The organism is Reyranella sp., assembly GCF_965279625.1.
Taxonomy (GTDB): domain Bacteria; phylum Pseudomonadota; class Alphaproteobacteria; order Reyranellales; family Reyranellaceae; genus Reyranella.
Genome location: NZ_OZ257251.1, coordinates 329,554 through 353,072, shown reverse-complemented (window position 1 = coordinate 353,072; position 23,519 = coordinate 329,554). Strand labels below are relative to the sequence as shown.

20 protein-coding genes are annotated in these 23,519 nt (G+C 66.0%); 9 read left to right on the top strand and 11 right to left on the bottom strand.

Annotation, left to right across the window (positions count from 1 at the left end):
• Window positions 1–5 precede the first annotated feature (5 nt).
• From ACQY78_RS01590 to ACQY78_RS01580, 3 genes are read left to right on the top strand one after another with little or no spacing between them, the layout of a single operon-like run.
• Window positions 6–869: an HpcH/HpaI aldolase/citrate lyase family protein gene (locus ACQY78_RS01590; protein ID WP_428682112.1), complete on the top strand. Its 864-nt coding sequence runs from the start codon at window positions 6–8 to the stop codon at window positions 867–869.
• Window positions 866–1,492, top strand: coding sequence for an exopolysaccharide biosynthesis protein (locus ACQY78_RS01585; RefSeq protein WP_428682110.1), 627 nt, complete (start codon window positions 866–868; stop codon window positions 1,490–1,492). Before ACQY78_RS01590 ends, ACQY78_RS01585 begins: the two co-directional genes overlap by 4 nt.
• Window positions 1,492–2,604 carry an aromatic ring-hydroxylating oxygenase subunit alpha gene (locus ACQY78_RS01580; protein ID WP_428682108.1) on the top strand — a complete coding sequence of 371 codons (1,113 nt, stop codon included), beginning with the start codon at window positions 1,492–1,494 and terminating at the stop codon, window positions 2,602–2,604. Before ACQY78_RS01585 ends, ACQY78_RS01580 begins: the two co-directional genes overlap by 1 nt.
• Before the next feature lie 179 nt (window positions 2,605–2,783).
• Here the strand turns inward: ACQY78_RS01580 and ACQY78_RS01575 are convergent, their stop codons facing one another.
• From ACQY78_RS01575 to ACQY78_RS01565, 3 genes are read right to left on the bottom strand one after another with little or no spacing between them, the layout of a single operon-like run.
• Window positions 2,784–3,950, bottom strand: coding sequence for an acyl-CoA dehydrogenase family protein (locus ACQY78_RS01575; RefSeq protein WP_422013636.1), 1,167 nt, complete (start codon window positions 3,948–3,950; stop codon window positions 2,784–2,786).
• A gap of 10 nt (window positions 3,951–3,960) precedes the next feature.
• Entirely contained in the window at window positions 3,961–4,881 is a 921-nt protein-coding gene (locus ACQY78_RS01570) for a glutamate cyclase domain-containing protein (protein WP_428682106.1), read from the bottom strand.
• Window positions 4,862–7,105, bottom strand: coding sequence for a CHASE2 domain-containing protein (locus tag ACQY78_RS01565; RefSeq protein WP_428682104.1), 2,244 nt, complete (start codon window positions 7,103–7,105; stop codon window positions 4,862–4,864). The genes ACQY78_RS01570 and ACQY78_RS01565 overlap by 20 nt, the downstream gene beginning before the upstream one ends.
• 72 nt (window positions 7,106–7,177) lie before the next feature.
• Here ACQY78_RS01565 and ACQY78_RS01560 point away from each other — a divergent pair, with 72 nt between their 5' ends.
• From ACQY78_RS01560 to ACQY78_RS01550, 3 genes are all read left to right on the top strand, one after another.
• On the top strand, window positions 7,178–8,065 hold the full coding sequence (locus tag ACQY78_RS01560; RefSeq protein ID WP_428682102.1) for a DMT family transporter: 888 nt from the start codon (window positions 7,178–7,180) through the stop codon (window positions 8,063–8,065).
• Between the two features lie 57 nt (window positions 8,066–8,122).
• Complete coding sequence (gene erpA, locus ACQY78_RS01555; protein ID WP_298309269.1) at window positions 8,123–8,455, top strand: iron-sulfur cluster insertion protein ErpA; 333 nt, start codon at window positions 8,123–8,125, stop codon at window positions 8,453–8,455.
• Between the two features lie 217 nt (window positions 8,456–8,672).
• Window positions 8,673–9,653, top strand: a complete 981-nt coding sequence (locus ACQY78_RS01550; RefSeq protein WP_428682099.1) for a Bug family tripartite tricarboxylate transporter substrate binding protein — start codon at window positions 8,673–8,675, stop codon at window positions 9,651–9,653.
• A gap of 12 nt (window positions 9,654–9,665) precedes the next feature.
• Here ACQY78_RS01550 and ACQY78_RS01545 read toward each other — a convergent pair whose 3' ends face one another.
• Window positions 9,666–10,106 carry a hypothetical protein gene (locus tag ACQY78_RS01545; protein WP_428682097.1) on the bottom strand — a complete coding sequence of 147 codons (441 nt, stop codon included), beginning with the start codon at window positions 10,104–10,106 and terminating at the stop codon, window positions 9,666–9,668.
• Between the two features lie 105 nt (window positions 10,107–10,211).
• Here ACQY78_RS01545 and ACQY78_RS01540 point away from each other — a divergent pair, with 105 nt between their 5' ends.
• Window positions 10,212–11,000: an exodeoxyribonuclease III gene (locus ACQY78_RS01540; RefSeq protein ID WP_428682095.1), complete on the top strand. Its 789-nt coding sequence runs from the start codon at window positions 10,212–10,214 to the stop codon at window positions 10,998–11,000.
• 107 nt (window positions 11,001–11,107) lie between these two features.
• Here ACQY78_RS01540 and ACQY78_RS01535 read toward each other — a convergent pair whose 3' ends face one another.
• Both ACQY78_RS01535 and ACQY78_RS01530 read right to left on the bottom strand, forming a co-directional pair.
• Window positions 11,108–11,875 carry an SDR family NAD(P)-dependent oxidoreductase gene (locus ACQY78_RS01535; RefSeq protein WP_428682093.1) on the bottom strand — a complete coding sequence of 256 codons (768 nt, stop codon included), beginning with the start codon at window positions 11,873–11,875 and terminating at the stop codon, window positions 11,108–11,110.
• A gap of 132 nt (window positions 11,876–12,007) precedes the next feature.
• Window positions 12,008–12,589 (bottom strand): TetR/AcrR family transcriptional regulator, encoded by a 582-nt coding sequence (locus tag ACQY78_RS01530; RefSeq protein WP_428682091.1) that lies wholly within the window; start codon window positions 12,587–12,589, stop codon window positions 12,008–12,010.
• 284 nt (window positions 12,590–12,873) lie between these two features.
• On the opposite strand from ACQY78_RS01530, the gene ACQY78_RS01525 reads away from it, so the two are divergent.
• On the top strand, window positions 12,874–14,004 hold the full coding sequence (locus ACQY78_RS01525; protein ID WP_428682089.1) for an alpha/beta fold hydrolase: 1,131 nt from the start codon (window positions 12,874–12,876) through the stop codon (window positions 14,002–14,004).
• Between the two features lie 114 nt (window positions 14,005–14,118).
• On the opposite strand, the gene ACQY78_RS01520 is transcribed toward ACQY78_RS01525, so the two are convergent.
• From ACQY78_RS01520 to ACQY78_RS01500, 5 genes are all read right to left on the bottom strand, one after another.
• Window positions 14,119–17,007, bottom strand: coding sequence for a DUF4114 domain-containing protein (locus ACQY78_RS01520; RefSeq protein ID WP_428682087.1), 2,889 nt, complete (start codon window positions 17,005–17,007; stop codon window positions 14,119–14,121).
• Between the two features lie 672 nt (window positions 17,008–17,679).
• Complete coding sequence (locus ACQY78_RS01515) at window positions 17,680–18,933, bottom strand: class I SAM-dependent RNA methyltransferase (RefSeq protein WP_428682085.1); 1,254 nt, start codon at window positions 18,931–18,933, stop codon at window positions 17,680–17,682.
• A 31-nt stretch (window positions 18,934–18,964) separates the two neighbouring features.
• On the bottom strand, window positions 18,965–19,966 hold the full coding sequence (locus tag ACQY78_RS01510; RefSeq protein ID WP_428682083.1) for an asparaginase: 1,002 nt from the start codon (window positions 19,964–19,966) through the stop codon (window positions 18,965–18,967).
• Window positions 19,963–20,670: a PP2C family protein-serine/threonine phosphatase gene (locus ACQY78_RS01505; RefSeq protein WP_428682081.1), complete on the bottom strand. Its 708-nt coding sequence runs from the start codon at window positions 20,668–20,670 to the stop codon at window positions 19,963–19,965. Before ACQY78_RS01505 ends, ACQY78_RS01510 begins: the two co-directional genes overlap by 4 nt.
• A 30-nt stretch (window positions 20,671–20,700) precedes the next feature.
• Entirely contained in the window at window positions 20,701–21,936 is a 1,236-nt protein-coding gene (locus ACQY78_RS01500) for a cytochrome P450 (RefSeq protein WP_428682079.1), read from the bottom strand.
• A gap of 60 nt (window positions 21,937–21,996) precedes the next feature.
• Here ACQY78_RS01500 and ACQY78_RS01495 point away from each other — a divergent pair, with 60 nt between their 5' ends.
• Entirely contained in the window at window positions 21,997–23,502 is a 1,506-nt protein-coding gene (locus ACQY78_RS01495; protein ID WP_428682077.1) for an acyl-CoA synthetase, read from the top strand.
• The last annotated feature ends 17 nt before the right edge of the window (window positions 23,503–23,519 follow it).

Genomic DNA, 23,519 nt, shown 5'->3' with positions numbered 1-23,519 from the left:
AGACCGTGCGATCTTTCCTGTTCGTCCCCGCCGATTCGGAGCGCAAGCTCGCCAAGGGCCCCGCCTCCGGCGCCGACGGGTTGATCCTCGACCTCGAAGACTCCGTCGCCACCGACCGCAAGATGATCGCGCGCGACATGGCGCTGGCCTATCTCAGGAGCGCCGACCGCGCCGGACCTAAGCTCTACGTGCGCGTCAATGCGCTCGACACCGGCCTGACGCTCGGCGACCTCGCCACCGTCATGCAGGGCAAGCCAGACGGGATCGTTTTTCCCAAATGCGTCGGCCAGGCCGACCTCGACTTGCTGTCCAACTATCTCGATGCGCTCGAAGCGCGCGAGGGGATCGAGGCCGGGGCGACCCGCATCCTCACCATCGCCACCGAGAGCGCGGCGGCGATCCTCGCTCTCACCGCGGCGCCGGCCAGGCATGCGCGGCTGATCGGTCACTCCTGGGGCGGCGAGGATCTGATGGCCGATCTAGGCGCGCTGGCGAAGGGCCCCTCGCCCGGCGTCTATGACGACACGTTCAAGATGGCGCGCACGGTCAACCTGATGGCCTCGGTCGCGGCCGGCGTCACCGCCTACGACACGGTCTATCCCGACATCCGCAACGTCGAGGGCCTGCGCGCCGAGGCGCACGACGCACGGCGCATGGGCTATGGCGGCAAGATCGCCATCCATCCCGACCAGGTCGCCATCATCCATGAGGTCTTCACGCCGACCGAGGCCGAGATCGACTGGGCCCATCGCGTCATCGCGACCTTCGAGGGCAATCCCGGCGCCGGCGTCCTCACGATGGACGGCAAGATGCTGGACAAGCCGCATCTCGTGCTGGCCCATCGCCTGGTCTCGCGGAAAGGGGGATGAAGGACAATTTCGGCCTTCTCGCGACCCTCGACCGGCTGTTCGCCGGGGACCGCAATTCGGTCCTCTCGCTGAACGAATTCCTCGAGGGTTTCGAAGGCCGCTCCTACGCCTTCGCGGTTCTGGCGATCAACATCGCGAACATCATCCCCTCGGGCATTCCCTGGCTGTCGACGATCACCGGCGTGCCGATGCTCTACGTCCTCGCGCAATACTTCGGCGGCCACCCCGTCCCGTGCCTGCCCGCGACGATCGGCAGGCGCGGTCTGCCGCGCGGCAAGCTGCAGGATTTCCTGAACCGCGCCCGCCGCTTCATCCGCTGGCTCGAGAACACCGTGCATGCACGCTACGAGGGATGGGTGAACGGCGTGCCGCGCCGGCTGCTCCTTATCGCGCTGTCGATCGACGTGCTGATCCTCGCTCTTCCGATTCCCTTCGACAATTTCTTTCCGGCCTGGGCGATCCTGTTTTTCTGCTTCGCCCTGATCGAGGATGACGGCGTGATGGCGATGTGCGGCTGGGCGATGACGGCGATCACAGCCGGCTGGACCGTGTTCCTCCTGATGGTCGGCCATGCTGCTATCTCGGCCGCAATTTCGACGCTGCGGGCCGCTATGTTCGATTAATGACGAACCATGCCGATCCTTCCCGAAGCCTGCTTGCCGCTCTCGACCGGGGAGAATCGCTGCCGGCGCGCTGGTATACCGATCCCGCGATCACCGAGCGCGAGATCGTGCAGGTCTTCCGCAAGAGCTGGAATTACATCGGCCCGCTCTCGCAGTTGAAAGAGATCGGCGACTACGTGACCGGCTATGCCGGCCGGGTGCCCGTCGTCGTGCTGCGCAACGAGCAGGGCCTGGCCGCTTTCGTGAACGTCTGCCGCCATCGCCGGCACGAGGTCATGAAGGGGCGCGGCAACGCCAAGAGCCTGCAATGCGGTTACCACGCCTGGACCTACGATCTGGGGGGCGGCCTCAGGCGCGTGCCGCGCTCGCAGTCGGAGCCGGACTTCGATCTCGCCGATTTCCCGCTGCTGCCGATCCGCGCCGAAGCGCTAGGACCGTTCGTCTTCGTCAACCTCGACTCGGACGCGCCGACGGCGGCGTCCTGCTACGGCCCGGTCCTCGACCTTATCGCCGAAAGCGGCATCGTGCTCGATACGCTGGTGCACTACAGCCGCGAAGAATGGCAGTCGAACGCCAACTGGAAGGCGATGCTCGAGAACTATCTCGAATGCTACCACTGCGCCGTCGCCCATCCCGGCTTCAATGCCGCGATCGACGTACGCCCTGAAGCCTACAGGCTGAAGACCCACGGCTATTTTTCCAGCCAGAGCGGCCAGGTGCGCCCCGCCGCCCTCGCCGGCAAAAGCAAGATTGAACTCTACGATGTCGCCGGCACGGTGACCCAGTCGCAGTACCACTTCCTGTGGCCGAACGTGACGATCAACATCAATCCGGGTTTTCCGAACCTCTCGATCGACGTCTGGACGCCCGACGGTCCGAACGCGACGAAGGGCCTTTCCGAGCAGTTCTTCGGACCCGGTGTGAGCGAAGACTTCGCGAGGTCGCTCATCGCCTTCAACAAGCAGGTCGCGGCCGAGGACGATGCGCTGACCGATTCGGTTCAGCGCGGACTTCTGGGCGGGCTCCCCAACACCGGCCGCTTCCTGACGAACAGCGAGCACCTCGTCATCCACTTCCAGAAGATGATCGCCGAGGCCGTGGGCGAGTCCTAGCAGGCCGTTGAAAAAGCTGGTTCCTGGCGAATAAACGAAACAAACGAAATAAACGAATCCGACGAAATGAGAGTCGCAGGCCCCTGATCAGGTATCCTGGTACCGTCTACGGGTCGATGTTTCTGGCCGGTACCTGCAAAAACCTGTTGCAACAGTCTGCTAACCTATTCTGTTCCCATCTAATAAGACCGCGGCAGCCCGAGCACGTGCTCGGCCACGAAGTTCAGGATCATGTTGGTGGAGATCGGCGCCACGGTGTAGAGCCGCGCCTCGCGGAACTTGCGCTCGACGTCGTATTCCTCGGCGAAGCCGAAGCCGCCATGGGTCTGCACGCACATTTCGGCCGCCGCCCACGAGGCTTCCGACGCCAGCATCTTGGCCATGTTGGCCTCGGCGCCGGCATTGATGCCGGCCTCGAACATCGCGGCGGCCTTGCGCACCATCAGGTCGGCCGCCTCGATCTGGGTGTAGGCGCGGGCGATCGGATACTGGACGCCCTGGTTCTGGCCGATCGGGCGGCCGAACAGCTTGCGCTCCTTGGCGTAGTTCACGGCCCGCTCGATGAACCACTTGCCGTCGCCGATGCATTCGGAGGCGATCAGCACGCGCTCGGCGTTCATGCCGGAGAGGATGTAACGGAAGCCCTGCCCCTCCTCGCCGATCAGGTTCTCGGCCGACACTTCCATGTTGTCGAAGAACACTTCGGTGCTGTTGTGGTTCATCATGGTGCGGATCGGCCGGATGGTCAGCCCTTTGCCCAGCGCCGACCGCATGTCGACCAGGAACACCGACAGACCGTCGGTCTTCTTCTTGGTCTGCTCGCGCGGCGTGGTGCGGGCGAGCAGCAGCATCAGGTCGGAATGTTCGGCACGGCTGGTCCACACCTTCTGGCCGTTCACGACGTAGGTGCTGTTGTCCTTCTTAACCGCCGTGGTGCGGAGGCTCAGCGTATCGGTGCCACTCGACGGTTCGGTGACGCCGAACGCCTGCAGGCGCAGCTCGCCGGTGGCGATCTTCGGCAGGTAGCGTTCTTTCTGCTCCTTGCTGCCGTGCCGCAGCACCGTGCCCATAATGTACATCTGGGCATGGCAGGCCGCGGCGTTGCAGCCGGCCTTGTGGATCTCCTCGAGGACCGCGCTCGCCGCCGAGATGCCCAAGCCCGCGCCGCCATATTCCTCGGGGATCAGGATCGACAGCCAGCCGGCCTCGGTCAGCGCCTTCACGAAGGCCGTCGGATAGCCGCGCTCGCGGTCGAGATCGCGCCAGTAGGCGCCATCGAACTTCAGGCAGAGCTGGCGAACCGCGTCGCGGATCTCGGGGTGCGTCGGAGCGTAGGGGTTTTCCATGGCGCGCAAGCTAATGCGCGCCCTCTCCCCATGCAATGCGACCGAGCCTGTCGACCAGCGGCCCGTGGATTTCGGGCCCGAATCCGTCGACCGTGGCGACGCGCTGCGCCGTCACCCCGTCGACCGCGCCGGCTTCCTTGACGATCGTATCGGTGACGAAGAAGTCCCGTTCCGCGGTCAGGAATTTCGCGATCGTCCGGTGCCAATCTGGACGCAGTACGGCAAGCGCCGCCATCAGCCCGTAGGCCCCCCAGTTCGAGACACCGGCGACCACGAGGTGGTCGCACGAGGTCACGCAGGCGATCTCCGCGCCGTTGGGCACGTGCTGGGCGATCAGGCCCGCCGGCAGCTTGCCCATGCCGACCTCGTTGCCACCATCGCCCACCGCGAGCTTCGCCCAGTCGCCGCCCTCGAACAGCGCATCGAGCGGCAGAGTCCAGGGCGAGACATCGACGCCGCGCATGTTGCGTGGCTTCCCGTCGGCGCTGCGGCCACAGCGTTCGATGGCGACGACGTGGGAAAGATGGTCCTGCCGCCAGATATTCGTCAGTTCTTCAATGGCGCCGTCATCTCCCAGCACGATCTCGTCGACGGTCACGTTTTCGCCGGTCGCCCGGACGGCCGCGCGTACGGCCTCGACGCTGGGCGTGTCGACGGCGATGCGGGCCGGCACGCCGCAGGCCGCCAGCGCGGCCGCCAGCAGCGCGGTGCCCACGGGCCCGTCGGTCTCCGGCGCCGCCACGTCGCCGCGTGGCACGAAGAAGCCGGTGATCAATCCCACGCGCGTGGCAATTGCCAGCGACGCCGCCGCATCGGCGAGGCCACCGCGATTGGCATCGATCAGCGCCTGGGTCTTGCGACCGACGTCACGGCATACGAGGGCCTCGATGGCTTCGAGGCGGCGGTCCTGCTCACTTGTCCTTGGCGACATAAACTCCCTTCCAGTCCACCGGCGAATCGTCGATCAGCTCGTCGAGCCGCCCGCGCATCGTTTCGTAATAGCGCTGCCGCCAGCCGGCCGCATCAGCCGCCGCCTGGCATGTCCCGATCATCTCCAGCGCCTCGGCGAAGGCCCCACTGCGATAGAGCCGGAGGAACTCGTCCTGCTGCTCGATCAGCGCGGCATAGGCCGGCGACTTCGCCAGCGAGGCATCTCCCAGCAGCGCGTACACGCGCTCGGGCTCGGTCTTTCCCTTCACCGTGACGAGGTCGATCTCCAGCGTCGCATAGCCTTCAATCGCCTCGCGCGTCTTGTGTCCGATGATGACACCGACGCCATAGGTCTTGCATTGACCTTCGAGGCGCGACGCCAGGTTCACGGCATCGCCCAGGCAGGAATAGGTGAAGCGCTGGGTCGAACCGAAATTGCCGACCGACGCGAGGCCGGTGTTCAGGCCGACGCCGATGTTGACGGGGATGTGCTTGCGGCCCTCGGCCTCGGCCTCGACGCGCCATTCCTCGTTCAGCACGACGAGGCGGGCCTGCATGGCGAGCGCCGTGTCGCAGGCGTGCGCGGCATGGCGATCGACCGGCAGGGGTGCGTTCCAGAACGCCATGATGGCGTCGCCCATGTATTTGTCGATGGTGCCCTTGCGACCCAGGATCAGGTCGGTCATCGGCGTCAGGAAGCGGTTCATGAAACGCGTCAGCCCCTGCGGATCGAACTGTTCGGAGATGGTGGTGAAGCCGCGCACGTCGGTGAACATCACCGTGACCTCGCGCTGCTCGCCGCCGAGCTGCAGCAGGCCCGGATTGCGCGCGAGCTGCTCCACCAGGTCGGGCGAGAGGTACATGCCGAAGGCGCCGCGGATCTCCGCACGCTCCCGCTCCGTCCGCATGAAGGCGAGCGCCGTGCCGCCGACATAGATCGCCGCCAGGGTGAGCGGCGGATAGATCGGATCGAACATCAGGTGGAACCGCGAATAGGCGATCCACGGCACGACAAGGCCGGCCCCGACGAGGATCGCGGCGACGAACGCCATCCTGCCCGCCGACAGCCGCGGCAGCAGCACCACCATCAGCAGGCCCATGGCCGCGAGGTAGAGGAACTCCGCGCCGTCGGCATAGTCAGGCCGGGCGAGGAACTGCTGCTCGAGCATCTGCTCGGCGAGCTGGGCATGGACCTCGACGCCCGGCACGCCGTCCTGAACGGGCGTGTTGCGCAGGTCCTTGAGGCCGATGGCGCTGGTGCCGACGAAGATCACCTGACCTTCCAGCGTCTTCGCGGGCACCTCGTCGCGCAGCACGGCGCGCGCCGAGATGAAGCGTTCCGGCTTGTGGCCCGTATCGTAGAGCATGACGCGGCCGCGACCGTCGGTCGGCACTTCGAGAGCACCGGTCTTGATCGCCACGATGCCGGTCTTCTCGCCGAACGACAGCTCGCCGCTCGCGCCCGATGACTTGATCAGATAGGACGAGGCCTCCTGCGCCACCCGCAGCGCCTCGATCGACAGCGCCGGGAACAGGCCGTCGTAGCCGGCGACGCGGAACAGCATCGGCACGCGGCGGATCACGATGCTGTCGACGTCGGTGTTGACGCTGCCATTGCCCTTGGCCGCGGCTTCGAGGATCTCGATGGATTTCACCGTGCCGCCCTGCTGCGGCAGGAACTGGCTGGGCTGGTCACCGGCGAAGGCCACGCCGTGGAAGGTACGCGGTGGCGAGCCCAGGCCCTTCACGTCGAAGCCGAAGCCGGTGACGACCCTCGACCGCGCCATGGCATCAGCCAGCACCTTGTCGTTGTCCTCGACCGCGGCCGCGAGCTTCTCCACTGTCTCGGGATCGGCGACCACGACCAGGTCCTGGATCATGCGGCTGATCGACGAGCGGTCCGGTTCGGCGAACACGGCGTCGAACGCCACCACCACCGCGCCCTTCTCGGTCAGCTTGTCGACCAGGCGCGCCACGATCGTGCGTGGCCACGGCCACTGGCCGTAGGCCTGCAACGCCGCCTCGTCGATGTCGACGATGCGCACCGGGGTGTCGGGATTGTATTCGCGCGGCTCGATACGCTGATAGCCGTCGAAGGCGAAATCGCGGATGCGCGTCAGCGCCGCCGGATCGGCAATGCGCAGCGCCAGGGCACCGACGAGCACGAGCAACGCGATGAGCACGGGGGCATGAGGCGAATTGATGCGGCGCAACAGCCAGCTCACGCGCTTTCGATCCTCTGATCCCCCACGAACGTCACTTTACAGAGGATGGCGCCCAAGCCAAATAGCGCGACCTTGACGAACGCCCCCAGCCAGACCGCCCTGCACGGCATCTACTTCAAGATGAGCGCTCTCGTGCTGTTCTGCACGATGGACGCGATGGTCAAGGGTCTGGGCGGCACCTACGGCTCCTTCCAGCTCATGGTCTTTCGCAGCGCCGTCGCCTTGGTGCCCGTCGCGGTGCTGATCTGGCATGCCGGCGGCCTCCGGGTGGTGCGTAGCACCCGGCCGGGACTGCAGGCGCTCCGGGTCGGCATCGGCTTCTGCAGCATGTTCGGCTTCTTCTACGCCTTCCCGCGCATGCCGCTCGTGGATGCCTACGCCATCTCCTTCTCGGCGCCTTTGTTCATGGTGGCGCTGTCCGTGCCGATCCTGCGCGAGGAGGTCGGCTGGCGGCGCTGGACCGCCGTGGGCGTGGGCTTTGCCGGCGTGCTGATCATGCTCGATCCCTTTGCGATCGAGTTTCACCTGGTCTCGCTGGTCATCCTGGCGGCGACCTTCTGCTACTCGCTCTCGACCGTGCTGGTCCGCCTGCTCAGCCGCCACGATCCCGACGTCGTGACCCTGTTCTGGTTCGCGATCGTGGGCACCGTCGTGTCGGTCGCCTGCGCCATCCCGGAATGGAAGTGGCCGCCGCTGCTCGACTGGGTCTGGCTGCTCACCCTCGGTCTGCTGGGCGGCTGCGCGCAGGTGCTCATCACCCGGGCCTGGCGGCTCGCCCCAGCCGCCATCCTGGCGCCGTTCGACTATACCGCCATCGTGCTCGCCATGGCCTACGGCTACCTGTGGTTCAAGGAAGAGCCGTCCTGGACCGTCTGGTACGGCCTGCCGCTGGTCACGGGCTCCGGCCTCTACATCCTCCACCGCGAGCGGGTCCGGGCGCGACTGCGCAAAAAGCCCTAATCTCCGAGGGTTTTTGTCGGGATTGACGAATCGCCTCTCCCACCACATCTTGTAGGTATGACCGACACCACCTTCTCCGTGACGTCCAACGCGGCCAAGCGGATCGCCTTCCTGGCCTCCAAGGAGCCCAAGCCCGTCATGATGCGGGTGGCGGTCCTGGGTGGCGGCTGCTCGGGCTTCCAGTACAATTTCTCGTTCGAGGAAGCGCGCAACGACGACGACCTCGTCATCGAGCATGACGGCGCCGCCGTCCTGGTCGACGCCACCTCGCTCGAGTTCCTCAAGGGGAGCCAGCTCGACTATGTCGAGGAAATGGTCGGCTCGGCGTTCCAGGTGAAGAACCCGAACGCGACGTCTTCCTGCGGCTGCGGCAACTCGTTCAGCGTTTGAGCCGGGCCGAGCGAAGCTCGGCCGCTGAGCGTCAGGACATTGCGTAGCAATGTCCGGGAGCGCCGAAGAATGAACGCCCACTCCGACCCCATCGCCCCGTAAGACGGGTCACTTCCCCCTTTGAATGGGGAAGCAGTCGATCCCGTCCGCGTTGCGGCTGCGGCTTCTTCTTCCCTGACGGCGTGGCTGATAGCGTCCCGGCCGACAGGGAGCTTCAATGAACATCGGACGACGCAGCTTCGCCTTCTCGGCGGCCAGCCTTCTTGCCTTCCCCGTGACCGCGCAGGAGGCCTGGCCGGCCCGTCCTGTCACTCTCGTGGTGCCCTATCCGCCGGCCAATGCTGCCGACATCAGCGGCCGCCTCCTGCTCGAGGCGCTGTCGAGCGAGATCGGGCAGCGTTTCGTCATCGACAACCGCGCTGGCGCTTCGGGCATCATGGGCAGCGCCGCCGTCGCCCGCTCGGCGCCCAACGGCTACACGCTGCTGCTCACCTCGAATTCGCCGATCGCCAGCGGCCCGTGGGTCACGAAGAACGTGCCTTACGTCGTCGAGCGCGACTTCACCCCGATCGCCGGCATTGCGCGCGGCGCCCTCGTTCTGCTGGCCGCGTCGGACGTGCCGGTCAGCACCACCGCCGAGTTCGTCGCCTACGTGAAGGCCAATCCCGGCAAGACCAGCTACGGCTCGTTCGGCCAGGGTAACCTCAACCACCTGATCATGGAGATGCTGCGCCTGCGCCTCGGCCTCGACATGGTGCATGTCCCCTACCGCGGCAGCGGCCCGGCGCAGCTCGACCTCGCGGCCGGGCGCATCCAGTTCCTGTTCGACGGCGCCCCCGGCGCACTGGCCCGCATCAAGGCGGGACAGGCCAAGGGCATCGCCGTCTCGACCCTCAGGCGCTCGCCCACCCTGCCCGACATGCCGACGCTGGCCGAATCGGGCCTGCCCGAACTGCGCGGCATGGATGCCGGCGGCTGGGTCGGCCTGTTCGGCCCGGCCCAGACGCCGGCCCCGGTCGTCGACCGCCTCAACGGCGCGCTGCAGGCCGTCATTCCCGCGGCGCAGGCTAAACTGCTCGAACAGGGGCTGGAGACCTTCACTGAAAATAGCCCCGCCGACTTCGCAGCCTTCGTGCGCGCCGACAGCGAGAAATGGCGGAAGGTCGTGCAGGAGGCGAAGATCGAGCCGCAGGACTGAGGCGTGCTCAGCTTATGAGTAACGAATCCAATCGGGCCGAAAATGGATGCGATTAAGGAAGAGGCCTTTTCGCTCAGGGGCAAATTCAAAGAGTTGACCTGTCGCCGCGGCATCAGAGAACAATGCAGCGATGAGTTTCTGTACGGCTTCCCTCTCCACAACGCAGAATGTCTCCAATCCCGCAGGACCAGCCACACTATAGAGCGGCGGAAAGCCAAAACTGACGATCTCGACATCGAAGTCATTGCCGTTTGAAGCAAACTTCTGTGTCCACTCACCATACATCGGTGTCCGCCCCGGAAGCTGGATAGCGAAAATTTCGCGCGGCACACCGTCTGGTCCTCGCTCAATTCCTCCAAATCTGATTTTTCCATCGCCTGTTTGAACAAGCAGAAAGTAGGGATCTTCGATCGTCGGACTGTTAAAAGTGTAGGTCTGATAACGCCCGCTCATCGGCATACCTCCTTAAGACCTAGAGACTGTATCGACCAAGGGTCGGCGCTCCTGCGAGTGTGGTAGCATCGACCTCAGAACCATACGTAGAGATAATTTGCCCAAATGAAGATCGCGACCTGGAACGTGAACTCCGTCCGCAAGCGCACCGGCAATCTGGTCTCGTGGCTGCAGGAGGCCAAGCCCGACATCGTCGTGCTGCAGGAGATCAAGGCGCAGGAGCCGCAGTTCCCGACGGCCGAGGTCGAGGCGGCGGGCTACAAGGCGGCGATCGTGGGCCAGAAGGGGTTCAACGGCGTCGCCTTCCTGTCCCACCACGCGTTCGACGTGACGGCGCGCGCCCTGCCCGGCGCCGCCGAGGACGAGCCGGCGCGCTATGTCGAGGGAAAGGTCTACACGCCGCGCGGGCCGCTGACGGTGGGCGGCCTCTATCTGCCCAACGGCAATCCGCTCGGCACCGAGAAGTTCACCTACAAGCTCGCCTGGATGGAGCGGCTGCTCGGCCACGCGCGCGAGTTGCTGGCCCGCGAGGAGATGTTCGTGCTGTGCGGCGACTACAATGTCTGCCCGACCGAGATGGACGTCTTCGATCCCAAGGCCTTCTCCGGCGACGCGCTCTGCCAACCCGAGTCGCGGGCGGCGTTCCGCAAGCTGCTCAATCTCGGCCTGACCGACGCGGTGCGGGCGTTCCATCCCGACGGGGAGCAGTACACGTTCTGGGATTACCAGGCCGGCGCCTGGCCCAAGGGCAACGGGCTGCGCATCGACCACCTGCTGCTCTCGCCGCAGGCCGCCGACCGCCTCACCGCGGTCGGGATCGACAAGGCCGAACGCGGCAAGACCGAACCGTCGGACCACGTCCCGGTGTGGTGCGAACTGGACGTGGCAGCTTAGGAAGATCATGTCGTCCTGAGCGCCGCGAAGGACCTCACGCCCGCCAGGGAGTCCGCTGGTCGCTCCGTCAGGTCCTTCGCTCTGCTCAAGACGACAACAGAATGTAGCTACTCCGCGCCGGCACCAATGACGCCGCCGTCGGCGATGATGCACTGGCCGCAGATGAAGTTGCCGGCCTTGGACGCGAGGAACACCGCCACGCCGCCGATGTCGTCGGGCTGGCCGATGCGCTTCAGCGCCGCCTTGCCCTCCTGCGCGGCGCGGATCTGCGGATTGTCCCAAAGCGCCTTGGCGAAGTCGGTCTGGATCAGGCCGGGCGCGATCGCGTTGACCCGGATATTGTGCTTGCCCCACTCCATGGCGAGCGACTTGACCAGCGAGAGATCGGCCGCCTTGCTCATGTTGTAGGCCGCGATATGAGCCGAGCCGACCAGCGCGCCGATCGACGAGACGATGATGAAGGCACCGTCCCGGCGCTCCGCCATCTCCGGGCCGACCATGTTCATCAGCCACAGGTTCGACATCACGTTGTTCTGCATGATCTTCTGGAACACCTCGTCCTTCAGGCCGCTGAGCGGGCCGAAATACGGGTTGGAGGCGGCGTTGCAGACCATGATGTCAATGCGGCCATAGGCCTTGCGCGCCTCGGCGACGAGGTTCTCGAGCTGGGCCTTGTCGGAGATGCTGGCGGCGACCGCCGTGGCCTCGCCGCCCTTGTCCTTGATTGCCTTCACCACTTCCTCGCAGGCCGGCAGCTTGCGGCTCGACACCACGACCTTGGCGCCGTGGGCCGCCATCTGTTCGCAGATTGAGCGGCCGATGCCACGGCTGCCGCCGGTCACCACGGCCACCTTTCCGGAAAGGTCGAACATCATCGGTCGTCTCCTCGATTCATTTCGTCAGTAGAGCAATGAGCTGAACATGAACCGGCCAAGGGAGTTGGTCGATAGGCATGAGTTTCTCCAGTCGGTACCCGCCGTCCGCCGGATCGGGAATTCGGACCTGGATCACCCCTCGGACGCAGCCCATCCCCGGACACTGACTTCCGCCAGCGCCTCGAATATCGCTGGCGTCCGTTCCAGGCGCGCAATCGTTCGCGCGCCTTCGACCGCGGCGACCAGTGCGGCGGCGCTGGCGGATGCGCGCGCAGGAGCGAAACCGCACCCCCTGAAATGCTCCGCAGCGATCTCGGTCGAATCGACGAATCCGCGCGCGACCCGTTTGGTCAGCTCAGCTTCCAGCGCCGGAAGCTCGTTCGCCAGGTTTTGCATCAGACATCCATACTGGAAATCAGAGGCGACCATCTCGGCCGCGAACGTGCTGAAGATATGACGAACGAATTTCACGGCATCGCCCGCCGTAGCTGAAGAGATGTCGCGGAGCACAGCCATCCTGTTCGCCACGTATCGATCGATCGCCTCCTCCGCCAGCTGTGCCTTGCCCCGCGGAAAGTGGAAGTAGAACGATCCTTTGGGCGCGCCGCTTTCCTTGAGGATCTGGATCAATCCGGTCGCTGTGTAGCCTTGGATCCGAAACAGTCGTTCGGCCGTGGCAATCGCGCTCGCGCGCGCGTCAGTCTTACGGGGCATGACGTGACCCTAACACGGAGTGCTTGACGTATATATGGCGATCGACATACTATGGTGATCACCATATCTCCGGTCGTCCCGCACGACCCAGCCCCAGGCTAGGAAGCATGACCACCCCCTCCCGTCTCAAGCCATCGACGTCCCGACGAGCCGTCCTGGCGATGGGCGCCGCCACTCTCGTCGGCGCGCCTTTTCAACCCGCGCGTGCAACTCCCACAGGAAGAACCGTATCGACCACATCGACATACGGCGAGGGAACGCTGCCCAGCGGGGTACGCTCACGCATGATCCACGGGATCAACGGCCTCGATGTCCACGTTCTCGAGGCCGGTCACGAGAGCCCAGGTCGCCCCCTGGCGCTGCTCCTGCACGGGTTTCCCGACCTGGCTTACGGCTGGCGGCACCTGATCCCGATTCTGGCCGAGGCCGGCTACCACGTCGTCGCGCCCGACCAGCGCGGGTTCGGTCGTACCACCGGTTGGGACGGCAGGTATGACGCTCAACTGGCGCCCTACGGCCTCTTGAACATGACGAGAGACGCACTCGGCTTGGTTTCGGCATTGGGCTATCGGCGTACGGCGATGCTCGTCGGCCACGATTTTGGCTCCCCGGTCGCAGCCTATTGCGCGATCGCCCGACCCGACGTTTTTCCCTCGGTGGTGCTGATGAGCGCACCGTTCCCCGGCACGCCGGCATTTCCGTTCGACGTTGCCGACGGCCAGCCCGCGCCGGTCCCGCCAAACACCGGACCTCAAAGGCTGGCTGCAGCGCTGGCGGCGCTCGATCCGCCGCGAATGCTTTATCAGCAGTATTTGAGCACACGCGAGGCGAACGACGACCTGTGGCACCCCCCACAGGGTCTGCACGCTTTTCTTCGGGCCTTCTTCCACGTCAAGAGCGCCGATTGGCCGGGCAACAAGCCGCATCCGTTGAAGGCGCCAACCCCCATGGAATTCGCGCAATTGCCCACCTACTACATCATGGACCTCGGCAGGACGATGTCGCAGACCGTGGCGCCGTTCCAACCGTCCGCGGCCGACGCCCTGGCCTGCAAATGGCTAACCGATCGCGACCTCGATGTGTACGCGGCGGAGTATGGCCGCACGGGTTTCCAGGGCGCGTTGCAGGCGTATCGCGTCCTCACCGACCCGGCGCTGAACGCCGAGTTGCGCCTGTTCTCGGGCCGGACGATCGATGTCCCCTCGCTCTATGTCGGCGGAAAGAGCGATTGGGCCAACTATGTGTCGCCGGGCGCCATCGAACTCATGAAGAGCAGGGCGACGACGAAGATGAGTGGCATCGATTTGATCGACGGCGCTGGTCACTGGGTCCAGCAGGAGCAGCCAGCGCGGCTCGGCACTCTCCTGCTCGCCTTCGTGAAGGAGGTTGGCGGGGCGGACCAGAACCGACGCTAGTTGGGTGAGAGCACAGTCGGTCGGCATGCCGCGACCGCCTTCAGCCTCGCCCGCCCCCAGGCCGGGCGTCTTCGGCGACGCCGGCCTCTCCCGAGGAAGATCCCTCGATCGCCGTCAGACGAGCAAGCCGCTGCCGGCGGGGCTAATCAGGTCGAGCTGGACCAACAGATCGTTGAAGTCGCGGTCGCCGCCGCCATACGTGTCCTCGAAGCCGAACGTGCCGGCGCCATAGCTCCAGAGGTGCGTCACCTGCTGGCCGTTGACCACCTCGTTGCCTCCGGAGAAGCCCCAGTAGGTCTGGCCGTTGGACGTCAGCGAAAAGGCGATGATGTCGCCGTGGTCCACGTTCGTAATCTCGGTCTGCCCGTACTGCCCATACCCCGGACCGTTGATGACGGTCCCGCCGCCGACAGTCGAATAGGCGCGCCCGGCGGCGGCGGCGGCGTAGCCCGCATCGCCCGGCGCGAGGTTGCCGATGTGCCCCGACAGGTCGTCGACGCGATAGAGCGTGAGATGTTGGTCGTAGACGCCGTTCTGGCGCACCCGCACGACGGCGTTGACGTCATCCTGGCCGAGCGGCGTCTCGGCGACGACGACGGGCCGCGCCACGGTCACGCCGCCGCTGGACGAGCCCCAGGTGAGGAATCCGTAATCGTTCGTGTCGTTCGCCTGATACAGCCCAGCCTGCGAATTGTTGATGGACATGCCCATCTCCTGGCCGGCGGCGACCTGCATCGACCCCGGCGTCGCCTGCGATGCGCCATCGAGCAGCCGGACCAGGTCCGGCGAGAAATCGGGCTGCATCACCTTCTCGGCGAGACGTGCGTCCCAGGCGATGCTGGAAGAACCGCCGAACTGGAACTGGGCGCCCACGCCATTCACCGACACGGAGGCGCCGTTGGCGAGCGTGGACTGGACCAGGAGAGTCTGGTCGGTGTTCACGGTTCCCGAGATGGTGCCGTGGGACGACAGCACAGGGTCGTCAACGCCGTATAGCTCTTGATTGGCAATGGTCGCCAGGGCGCGGGTGAGCAGCAGACCGTCGGGCGTGCCGAGGCCGGTGGTGAGGTCGTATCCCTCGCCCGACTGATAGCCGAGGCCGGTCGGCACGATGTACTTGTCGAGCGTCTGATCGTAGATGGCGTACGGGGTGTCCTTGTCGGCGATGTAGTAGCTGGAAATGTTGTTGCCCAGCGTGACGTCGTTGAAGGCACCGGGCAAGATGGCGGCTGCCTGGTAGAGCATGTCGTTGTAGTAGCCAAGATTGGGCAGGCCCATGTCTTTGAAGATCGCGTCCATCTGGGCCGTGAGCGACGCCCACATCGGCGTGGCTGAGCTGGTGCCGGCATTGGCGCTGTAGAGCGGGTCGCCCTGGAGATAGTACAGCACGTAGTAGAACATGCTGCCGCCGCCTAGCGCCGCCACGTCCGGGATGCCGCGGCCGGTCTTGCCGTTGGAAACGTTGACCGGCGTCAGCCCGAAATCGATCTGGTACTGCGGAATGGACTGGGTGGTGTCGACGCCGCCGGAGCCGGAATAGTTGCTCGAATAATCCTGCGCCCCCATCTGGCCGTTGGTGATGACATACTGGTTCCAGATCGCCTCGGTCAGGGCCGCCACGCTGCCGAGCGGCTCCATCAGGGCGAGCGACGGCAGTTGCGTCGGCAGGACCTTCAGGCCGGATTGCGCCAGCCCGAACAACGTGCCGGGATCGAGGTTCAGCGCATTGGTCACCAGCGTCGATATGCTGGAATCGAGCACCGCGGTGTTAATCGGCGACAGCGAGGTCGCGCTGACCACGAGCGACCACTGGTTGAGATGGGTGTCGCGCCCATTGGTGACGCCGTTGGCGTATTCCTGCCCCGAGCCGCCGTCGCCGGCCGACATGGCGATGGTGACGTTGCGCAGCGCCGCGTCCTGCATGAGCTGCTCGTAAGCCCAGGAGAAAGGGCTGTCGCCGATGTAACGGACCTCGTCCGAGAAGGAAGAGGTCAACACCACCGGTTTGTTGACCTCGTCCCAGATCGCCTGCTGGGTTGCCGCGAAGGTGGTCGCGTCGTCCTTCAGCTTGCTGTAAAAAATCATGTCGCTGGTGGGCGCGGCGCCCGAGACGATCGAGACGTCCAGGGTCATCTCCGACTTCGTGTAGCCTTTGCCGTCCGCGTACTGGGTTCGGACCAGTTCGTCCTCGGTCAGCGGGGCGACGTTCAGGATGTCCGTCCGGTAGCCGTTCAGCTCCTTCAGCAGCAACTCGTAGGTCGCATCGTCGAGCTGCGGCTCCACGAGACCGATGTTCGGGGTCTCGACGGTCGTCAGCAGATTCTGGGCGTTCAGCGGATAGTTGTAATAGTCGGCGACGGCGGTCGGCGTTCCGGTGACGCCATATTTGTCCTGGCCGTAGTCGTAATTGGCCGTGCCCTGCTGCCCCTCATTGAGGACCACCCCGGTGCCGCCGACCTGTACCGGGACGGCGGCCACGTTCTGGTCCACCCAGAAACCGCCAACCTCCGTGGCGATGCTGTCGGGGAGCGTGAGCGAACCGGCCCAGACGGTCGCGATCTTCTTGTCGTTCGCGTCCTTCAGGACGTGGAGATCAGTACCGAAGATGTTCTCGAAGGCTTGGCTGTCGACCTTGATCCAGATCGTTCGCGATTCCGGCGTGGAAACGTAGCCATCCGTGTCCAGAACCACCGCGCCGCGACTGACCAGCTCGTTCTCGACCGTCGTATAGGTCGTCGCGTCGGCACCGTACTTGGTCCAGAGATCGGCTTCCTGGATGGCGGTCTGCCGGTCTCCCCAGCTTCCGTTGAGGACGGAAGAGGCGTCCTCGGCGCGGTTGAGCACCACGGCGACGATCAGCGACGCGTTCTGATCGTCATAGGAGTGGTCGGCCCTGAATGCCTCCTTGATCTGATCGAGGGTGCTGGACGCCGCAGTGCTGTCCGATACCAGGCCGTAGCTGGTGGCCTGCAGAAACGTTGAATTGTTGACCTGTGTAGCCATGGTGGAGACTCGCGGATCGGAAGCGGTTACTGGACTCTATTCGCAGCGAAACTGCACGATAAAGGGTAACTTATCGTACGATGCGAGTGAAGAGTCTCTTTGTGCCGGGGCAGCGTTTCGAGAGGCTGGCGCTCCTCCTTGCCGCTCCACGCCGGGCGGTCCGATCGCCAGCCGGATACTTGTCGTTGACCCCTCGCCGGGCGTTTAACTTCTGCAATGGGATAGGGAAATGCACCTGGGCGTTCTCCCGTGGGTGGTATCGAACGCTTGCGTGGCAGCCTGTAATCCCGAGTCGAAACCGACCTCCCAGGCCCCGGTCCACCCGCTGGTGTCGGCCGCGTCCCCCGCAGATTTCTGCGGCTGACATGAAGTGCGTCACCGAGCAGGCCAACGCTTGGGTCCAATGCGCGGCGGCAAAGAGCCGGGATCTGGACGAGGCCGCCCGGATGCGGGGACGATTGCAAAGGCCGAGCGCGGCAAGACCGACCCGTCGGATCACGTGCCGGTCTGGTGCGAGCTAGACATGGCGGCTCAGGTCAAACCGTCGTCTCGACCGAAGCGCCCCGCGTCACGGCTCGTCCCCGCCGATCAGACAGACGCGGGCAACGTCGGCCGACCACGCCTGAGGTCCTTGGTGTGAAGCCCGCCTGGTTCAATCTCGCCCGGTGGGCCCTAGCGCGTCAGCAGGGCAATCAACTCGACATGAGCGGACCAGAGGAACTGGTCGATGGGCATGAGTTTTTCCAGCCGGTAGCCGCCGTCCTGCAGGGTGCGGACGTCGCGCGCGAAGCTGCCAGGGTCGCAGGAGCCGTAGACGATGCGCTTGACCTTCGAGGCGGCAAGTTCGGCGCATTGCGCGGTCGCACCCGCGCGCGGCGGGTCGAGCACGACGGCGTCGAAGGCCTCGAGTTCCTTGGTGCTGAGCGGCCGGCGGAACAGATCGCGCAGTTGCACGGTCACGCGGTTGCCGCCCAGCTTGCGCGCCGTAGCGTCGACGGCGGCGACCGACGGGCGGTCGTACTCGAACAGGCTGAGACGGCCCGGCTTGCCGAGCGACAGCGCGCCGATGCCGGCGAACAGGTCGGCGAGATGCGCGGCCTCCCCCGCCCAGGCGTTGACGCCGGCCCGCATCACCAGCTCTGCGCGCTTGGTCGCCTGCAGGAACGCACCCGGCGGCGGCTCGATCGTGACGTCGCCCAGGACGAGTTGCGGCGTGCGGCGCACCAGCACCGGCTCGGCCGTCGCGCGATCGCCCCAGCTCACGCGGGCCATGTCGGCGCTTTCGGCCAGCGCGATCAGCGCCTCGCGAATCGGCAGGGTCAGGTCGAAGCGCCGGTGCGGGCGGATCAGCACGTCGAGGCCCGTGTCGGTCTCGTTGACCACGGCATCGGCCGAGGTGCCGTCGCGCAGGATGGCGGCCATCGCTGTGCGCAGGGACGCAAGGACCGCGTTGATCTTCGGCCTCGCTACGACGCAGGTGTCGATGTCGACGACGCTCTGGCTCGCCCGTTCGTGGTAGCCGGCCAGTACCCGCTTGCCCTCGCGCCGCAGCACGATGTCGGCGCGCCGGCGCTCGCCCGGCTCGCAGGTGACGGGCGCCTCGAAGCGCGGGGCCTTCACGCCGCGTTGCGTCAGCGCCTTGGCGATAAGCTCGCTCTTCCAGCCGGTGTAGATATCGCGCCGCCAGTGCTGGAGCGCGCAGCCTCCGCAGGTGCCGAAATGCGGGCATGGCGGCGTCTCGCGGTGACGCGACGGTCCCAGCACTTCGAGCAGGTCGCAGGCGATGCCGTCGCCGCGCTTGTCGAGCGGTTCGGCCTCGACCGTCTCGGCCGGCAGGCAGTAGGGTACGAAGTAGCGCTTGCCTTCGAGATCGGCGACGCCGTCGCCACGGGCGCCGACTTCCAGGATGTCGAGCGTGATACTCATGATGGGCTCATTGTGGGCTCTGGCGCCGGGCTCAGCCCAGCCAGCTCTTGGCCGGCCTCATCTCGCCGACCAGCAGGCCGACGACATTCTTGATCTGTGGATGCAGCACCTCTTCGCGCTGCCCCGCCGGCAGCACGCCGAGATGATCCAGCAGCGCCGCCATCGCGACCTCTGCCGCCCGCCCCGCGCCGTCCCACACCTTGAGCGCCACACCGAGGCCCAGCGTCGGCAGCATGCCGCAGAACACGCCCTCGGCGCCGGTCTTCACCTGGATCACGCCGGGCGCGGCCTCGTTGATGCGGGTGCAGAAGCGGCCCGTGCCCGCCACCATGAACGGCTCGGCGTTGATCGCCTTGCGGATGCGGACCGCGGCATCGGCACGCTTGCTCGACAGGCCCGACGGATCGGCCATCGAGGCCATCGCCTGTGCCAGGCTTTTCAGCGGCGTGGCGAGCGTGGGAATTCCGCAGCCATCGGTGCCGTGCGGAAAGGCATTGGCGTCGAGGCCGCATAGCGCGCTCATCGTCTCGCGCAGCCGGCGCTGCACCGGATGGTCGTACTGGATGTAGCCCTTGGTCGGCTCGCCATAGTGCACGGCCGTCGTCAGGAAGCCGCTATGCTTGCCCGAGCAGTTGTTGAACGCCGCCGTTGGCAGGGTGTTAGCCCGAACCAGTGCCTCGATGCTCGACTGCAGGCGCGGCGCATGGGTGCCGCATTCGAGATCGGCCTCGCTAAGGCCAACCTTCGTCAGCCAGGCGCGCACCGTCTCTACATGCCGTGTCTCGCCGCTGTGCGAGGCGCAGGACAGCGCCACATGCTCATCGCCCAGGCCGAAGCGTTCGACCGCGCCACTCTCGACGAAGGCCATCGCCTGGATCGGCTTGTTGGCCGAGCGCGGCAGGATCGTCGCCTCGATGTCGCCCCAGGACTCGACCACGGTGCCGTCGGCCTTGACGACCGCGGCGATGCCCTCGTGACGGCTTTCGACGACCGGTCCGCGCGTGACTTCGATGACGACAGGGCCCCGGCTCATCGCACGCGCTCCAGCTTGACGACGGTGATGTTGTCCTGATGCTCCGCGGCCGTCGCCAGCACCGCCGCGACGATGCGGTCCGCCGGCAGCGCCGCCTGCGCCAGGATCTGTTCGTTCTTCAGGCTGTGGACGCCGTCGCTGCACACCAGCAGGCGCGCGTCCGGCCCCAGCCGGCGGCGGCCCCGGTCGACCAGGGTGAGCGGCTCGCCCATCACCGCCTCGCGCAAGGTATGCCGGCCGGGATGATGCTCGGCGTCCTCGGCCGATAGCATGCCGCGGGCGACCAGCGCGTCGATCTGCGGCGCCATCGAATGATCGGCGTTCAGGCGTTCGATCCGGCCGGCCTCGACCAGGTAGAAGGGCGAATCGCCGACACTGATCCAGCGCACCTCGTCGCCGCGCAGATGAGCCGCGACCAAGGTGGCGCCCATGCCGGTGAGTTCGCCTCGGGCGAGAGCGCCCCGGCCGACTGCCTGGTTGGCGTCGTGCAGCCCGTCGTCCAGATCGCCGCCCTGCTCCACCGCATGGATAAAGGCGTCGACCGCGAGCTGGCTCGCGACCGCCCCGCCGGCATGTCCGCCCATCCCGTCGGCCACCACCGCGAGCAGGGAGCCGTCGCCCAACGTCACCAGACGCCAACTGTCTTCTTGATACGGGCGGGCGCCCTGATGTTGGTCGCCCTCGCCTCGCCAGCGTGTCGCCATAGCCAGTGCCAAATCCTGTGATGCCGCGAGTTAGTGCCAGACCGCCGGGAGCGTGCTGAGGCCGCGCAGGGTGAAGCTGCGGCGCCAGGCGGGCGTGTCCTTTTCGGGGAGCGTCAGGTTCGGCATGCGCTCGATCAGCGCCGCGAACACCAATTCGGCTTCGAGCCGCGCGAGTTGCGCGCCCAGGCAATGATGGATGCCGCCCCCGAACGACATCGGCCGGATATGCTCGCGGCCGACATCAAGCCGGTCAGGATCGGCATACTGCGCCGGATCGCGGTTAGCCGCGCCCAGCAGGGCGACGATGCTCTGCTCCGCGCCGATCGTCACGCCGCCCAGTTCGACTTCGGCATGGGTGACACGGCCGGTGATCTGAACCGACGAGTCGTAGCGCAGCAGTTCCTCGACCGCGTTGGGGATCAGCGACGGGTCGGCCTTGAGCCGCTCCCACTGATCGGGATTGCGATGCAGCGCCAGCAGGCCATTGCCGATCAGGTTGGTCGTCGTCTCGTGCCCGGCGCCGAACAGCAGGCCGATGTTTGCCTGCAGCTCCTCGGCCGAAAGCTTGTCGCCCGCCTCCTCTGCCCTCACCAGCTCGGTGGTGAGATCGTCGCGCGGCTCGCGGCGGCGCAGTTCGCACAGTTGGTTGAAATAGACGCCGGCCATCTGGGTGTTGCGGTTGGCCTGGTCGAGCTCCTCCCGTGTCATCGGAACCGGTTCGAGGATGCGGCCGTTGACGTTGCTCCCCGCCAGGAACGGGACGCGATGCTCTTCGGGAATGCCCAGCATGTCGCAGATCACGATGACCGGCAGGCGATGAGCCAGGTCGCGCATCACATCCATCTCGCCCTTGTCGGCGACCCGGTCGAGCTGTTCTGTGACCAACGCCTCGATGCGCGGCCGCATGTCGGCGACGCGGCGCGCCGTGAACGCCTTGGTGACCAGGCCGCGCAGGCGCGTGTGATCGGGCGGGTCCTGCACCAGCATTGTCTTCGCGAGACTCGCCACCGCCGGCTCGTCCATGCGGTCGGCGCCGTAGCGGCGCCGCATATTGCCTTCGAAGTCCTTGCCGAAGCGCCTGTCGCGGAGCGACAGCGCCACGTCCTCGTAGCGCGTGATCAGCCAGAAGCCCTGCGGCGTCTTCAGCACCGGGGCGGCCTCGCGCAGCCGGCGATAGAACGGATAGGGATCGGCGATGAAGGCCGGGTCGAGCGGATTGAACTCGAGGTCCTTCGCAGGGGCGGTCGGCTGGGCGATGGTGTCCATCCTTCTCCTCTACCACGAAGCCCCTTGCCGCGCGAACGAACGAGCCCCTAGCATCGCCCCATGTTTGCACTCACCCAGGGACTTCGCCGCGCCGTCCAGACCCGCCCCAACGGCCTCGCCACGTCCTTCGCCGGCCGCCGCCGGACCTGGCAGCAGAGCGCCGACCGGATCAGCCGGGTTGCCGGCGCACTTTCGGCACTGGGCGTGCGCCGCGGCGACCGGGTCGCAATCCTCGCCCTGAACTCCGACCGCTATCTCGAGCTTATGTACGCCCTGCCCTGGATGGGCGCGGTGATGGTGCCGGTCAACACGCGGCTGGCCGCGCCCGAGATCGAATACATCCTGAACGATGCCGGCGCCGTGGCGCTGTTCGTCGACACTGGCATGTCACATCATCTGAAGGCGCTCGACGGCCGGACACCGTCGGTGCGCGAGGTGATCTGGCTCGACGATCTGTCGAGTCCCGACGGCATCCTCCATTACGAGGACCTCACGAGCTATGAGGCGATGGAGGATGTGGGCGCGCACGACGACGATCTCGCCGGCCTGTTCTACACCGGCGGCACGACCGGCCGCTCCAAGGGCGTCATGCTCACCCACACCAACCTGGTGGTGAACGCGCTGAACGGCGTGGCCGGCATGGGCTTCGATTCCGATACCGCCTACCTCCATTCGGGGGCGATGTTCCATCTTGCCGACGGCGCCTCGACCTTTGGCGTCACCCTGTCCGGCGGACGCCACGCCTTCGTGCCGCGCTTCGAACCGGTCGAGGTTCTTCTGACCATTCAGACCGAGAAAGTGACGCACGCGCAGTTCGTGCCGACCATGATCAACATGCTGGTGAACCACGAGCGCTTCGACGAGTTCGACATCGGCACCCTCTCGTTCATCCTCTATGGCGCCTCGCCGATGCCGGAAGGCATCGTGCGCAAGGCCATCGAGCAAATGCCCCAGGTTCGCCTGATGCACGGCTACGGCATGACCGAGGCTTCGCCGATCGTCACCCTGCTCGACCCGCGCTACACGGTGCTCGACGGTCCCCATGCCGGGCGGCTGAGATCGTGCGGCCAGGCGGCGCTCGCCTGCGAGGTCAGGATCGTCGACGCCGACCGGCTGGAAGTGCCGCGCGGCACCGCCGGCGAACTCAGCGTCCGCGGCGCCAACGTCATGAAGGGCTACTGGAACAAGCCGGCCGAGACCGAGGCGGTGCTGGAGGACGGCTGGTACTATTCCGGCGACGGCGCCTATATGGACGAGGAAGGCTTCGTCTTCATCGTCGACCGGCTGAAGGACATGATCATCTCCGGCGGCGAGAACGTCTACTCGGCCGAGGTCGAGAATGCGATCTCGACCATGCCCGGTGTCGCCGAGGTGGCGGTGATCGGCGTGCCCGACGACCAATGGGGCGAACGTGTCCACGCGATCGTCGTCACCCGGCACGGCGCCTCGCTCACGGCCGACGACGTGATCGACTATTGCCGCAACCAGATCGCGGGTTACAAATGCCCGCGCAGCGTCGACGTCCGCGACATGCCCCTGCCGCTGTCCGGTGCCGGCAGGTGCTGAAGCGCGAGCTGCGCGAG